Origin of the sequence: Alkalibacterium sp. 20 (assembly GCF_001885615.1) — a bacterium.
Classification (GTDB): domain Bacteria; phylum Bacillota; class Bacilli; order Lactobacillales; family Carnobacteriaceae_A; genus Alkalibacterium.
In genome coordinates this window covers 1-2,035 of record NZ_LSRN01000086.1, presented here as the reverse complement: position 1 = coordinate 2,035, position 2,035 = coordinate 1, and the positions used below count along the sequence as shown (strand labels likewise).

Sequence of the window (2,035 nt, the reverse complement as noted above, 5' to 3'; positions counted from 1 at the left end):
ACACACGGAGCTTCAATCCGTTGCTCTACCAACTGAGCTACTGCGCCAAAAAAACGGTCCCGACGGGATTTGAACCCGCGATCTCCTGCGTGACAGGCAGGCGTGATAACCGCTACACTACGGGACCTCAAAAAAACTATAGGTTACACTTTGGACTTTCCCAAGTGTATCATGGCTGTAACGGCTAAAGCGCCAACAGCCATAATAAAGGAGGATGTGGGATTCGAACCCACGCGCGTTTTGACACGCCTGACGGTTTTCAAGACCGTTCCCTTAAGCCGGACTTGGGTAATCCTCCATGTGAAATTAATAAACAACACCTAAGTGTTGTTTGATGACCCCTACGGGATTTGAACCCGTGATTCCGCCGTGAAAGGGCGGTGTCTTAACCACTTGACCAAGGGGCCTAAAATATAAAAAAACGGAGAAGGAGGGATTTGAACCCTCGCGCCGGCGAAACCGGCCTACACCCTTAGCAGGGGCGCCTCTTTAGCCACTTGAGTACTTCCCCATATCAATAAAAATTGATATAAATGGGCCTAAGTGGACTCGAACCACCGACCTCACGCTTATCAGGCGTGCGCTCTAACCAGCTGAGCTATAGGCCCTATATGACTTAATGACTTATTTTTTTATACAATTTGTATAAAGCGGGTGAGGAGAATCGAACTCCCGACGTCAGCTTGGAAGGCTGGGGTTTTACCACTAAACTACACCCGCATATCTTTGTTAACGGTCCCGACGGGATTTGAACCCGCGATCTCCTGCGTGACAGGCAGGCGTGATAACCGCTACACTACGGGACCATTGCATTTTTTTATACGAAACACTGCAAGCTTTGCTCGAGTGTACCATACTTGTAAGCTTCTTTAGAAGTTTACAAGTATGGTAATTGCGGAGGCAGGACTTGAACCTGCGACCTCCGGGTTATGAGCCCGACGAGCTGCCAACTGCTCTACTCCGCGATAATATAAAATGATTAAAATGGACCTTGCAGGACTCGAACCTGCGACCGAACGGTTATGAGCCGTTTGCTCTAACCAACTGAGCTAAAGGTCCGCTTCCATAGCGGCGGAGGGAGTCGAACCCACGACCTCACGGGTATGAACCGTACGCTCTAGCCAGCTGAGCTACACCGCCATTTTAATGAATCGGGAAGACAGGATTCGAACCTGCGACCCCCTGGTCCCAAACCAGGTGCTCTACCAAGCTGAGCCACTTCCCGTACTTTTTATTACATGTTACATGCACCCTAGAGGACTTGAACCTCTAACCGCCTGATTCGTAGTCAGGTACTCTATCCAATTGAGCTAAGGGTGCTCCATCTAAATAATCTAGATAATGCCGAGGGCCGGAGTCGAACCGGCACGGAGAAAACTCTCCGCAGGATTTTAAGTCCTGTGCGTCTACCAATTCCGCCACCCCGGCATGGGGTATCATTGATTACCAATGAGAATTGGAAAGCGAAAGACGGGATTCGAACCCGCGACCCCCACCTTGGCAAGGTGATGTTCTACCACTGAACTACTTTCGCACGAAAATGCCGGCTAAAGGAATCGAACCCTCGACCCACTGATTACAAATCAGTTGCTCTACCAACTGAGCTAAGCCGGCTAAACATTAGTAAGAAACACTCATGCGGATGGAGGGACTTGAACCCCCACGCCGTGAAGCGCTAGATCCTAAATCTAGTGCGTCTGCCAATTCCGCCACATCCGCTAGTTTCTCTATACTATATGAGCCGTGCAGGGCTCGAACCTGCGACCCTCTGATTAAAAGTCAGATGCTCTACCAACTGAGCTAACGGCTCTGAAAAAATGGAGGTTAACGGGCTCGAACCGCTGACCCTCTGCTTGTAAGGCAGATGCTCTCCCAACTGAGCTAAACCTCCTGGTAATCTATAAAAGTAAAAGAGCTGCACGGCAACGTCCTGCTTTCACAAAGGGAAACCCTTCACTATCCTCGGCGCTGGGAAGCTTAACGGCTGTGTTCGGAATGGGAACAGGTGGATCCTTCCCGCCATCGTCACCGCACA

Annotated in this window: 18 tRNA genes and 1 rRNA gene; all 19 read right to left on the bottom strand. The window is 50.1% G+C overall.

Going from position 1 to position 2,035, the window contains the following annotated elements:
• Positions 1-54: 54 nt before the first annotated feature.
• The 19 genes from AX762_RS11490 to rrf all read right to left on the bottom strand — a co-directional run bounded on the left by AX762_RS11490 (position 55) and on the right by rrf (position 2,033).
• A tRNA-Asp gene (locus tag AX762_RS11490) sits at positions 55-127 on the bottom strand.
• Positions 128-208: 81 nt separating this feature from the next.
• Positions 209-298, bottom strand: a tRNA-Ser gene (locus AX762_RS11485).
• A gap of 37 nt (positions 299-335) precedes the next feature.
• A tRNA-Glu gene (locus tag AX762_RS11480) sits at positions 336-407 on the bottom strand.
• 15 nt (positions 408-422) lie between these two features.
• A tRNA-Ser gene (locus AX762_RS11475) sits at positions 423-511 on the bottom strand.
• Positions 512-534: 23 nt separating this feature from the next.
• Positions 535-608: transfer RNA gene (locus AX762_RS11470), tRNA-Ile, on the bottom strand.
• Positions 609-649: 41 nt separating this feature from the next.
• Positions 650-720: transfer RNA gene (locus AX762_RS11465), tRNA-Gly, on the bottom strand.
• A gap of 13 nt (positions 721-733) precedes the next feature.
• Positions 734-806: transfer RNA gene (locus tag AX762_RS11460), tRNA-Asp, on the bottom strand.
• An 86-nt stretch (positions 807-892) separates the two neighbouring features.
• A tRNA-Met gene (locus tag AX762_RS11455) sits at positions 893-965 on the bottom strand.
• Between the two features lie 20 nt (positions 966-985).
• Positions 986-1,059: transfer RNA gene (locus AX762_RS11450), tRNA-Ile, on the bottom strand.
• A gap of 7 nt (positions 1,060-1,066) precedes the next feature.
• Positions 1,067-1,140 (bottom strand) — tRNA-Met (locus tag AX762_RS11445).
• Between the two features lie 11 nt (positions 1,141-1,151).
• Positions 1,152-1,225: transfer RNA gene (locus tag AX762_RS11440), tRNA-Pro, on the bottom strand.
• 21 nt (positions 1,226-1,246) lie between these two features.
• Positions 1,247-1,320, bottom strand: a tRNA-Arg gene (locus AX762_RS11435).
• A gap of 22 nt (positions 1,321-1,342) precedes the next feature.
• Positions 1,343-1,428 (bottom strand) — tRNA-Leu (locus AX762_RS11430).
• A gap of 34 nt (positions 1,429-1,462) precedes the next feature.
• Positions 1,463-1,534, bottom strand: a tRNA-Gly gene (locus AX762_RS11425).
• A 7-nt stretch (positions 1,535-1,541) separates the two neighbouring features.
• Positions 1,542-1,614: transfer RNA gene (locus AX762_RS11420), tRNA-Thr, on the bottom strand.
• Between the two features lie 23 nt (positions 1,615-1,637).
• A tRNA-Leu gene (locus tag AX762_RS11415) sits at positions 1,638-1,719 on the bottom strand.
• A gap of 18 nt (positions 1,720-1,737) precedes the next feature.
• A tRNA-Lys gene (locus AX762_RS11410) sits at positions 1,738-1,810 on the bottom strand.
• Between the two features lie 8 nt (positions 1,811-1,818).
• Positions 1,819-1,891: transfer RNA gene (locus tag AX762_RS11405), tRNA-Val, on the bottom strand.
• 26 nt (positions 1,892-1,917) lie between these two features.
• Positions 1,918-2,033: ribosomal RNA gene (rrf, locus tag AX762_RS11400) — 5S ribosomal RNA — on the bottom strand.
• Positions 2,034-2,035 lie beyond the last annotated feature (2 nt).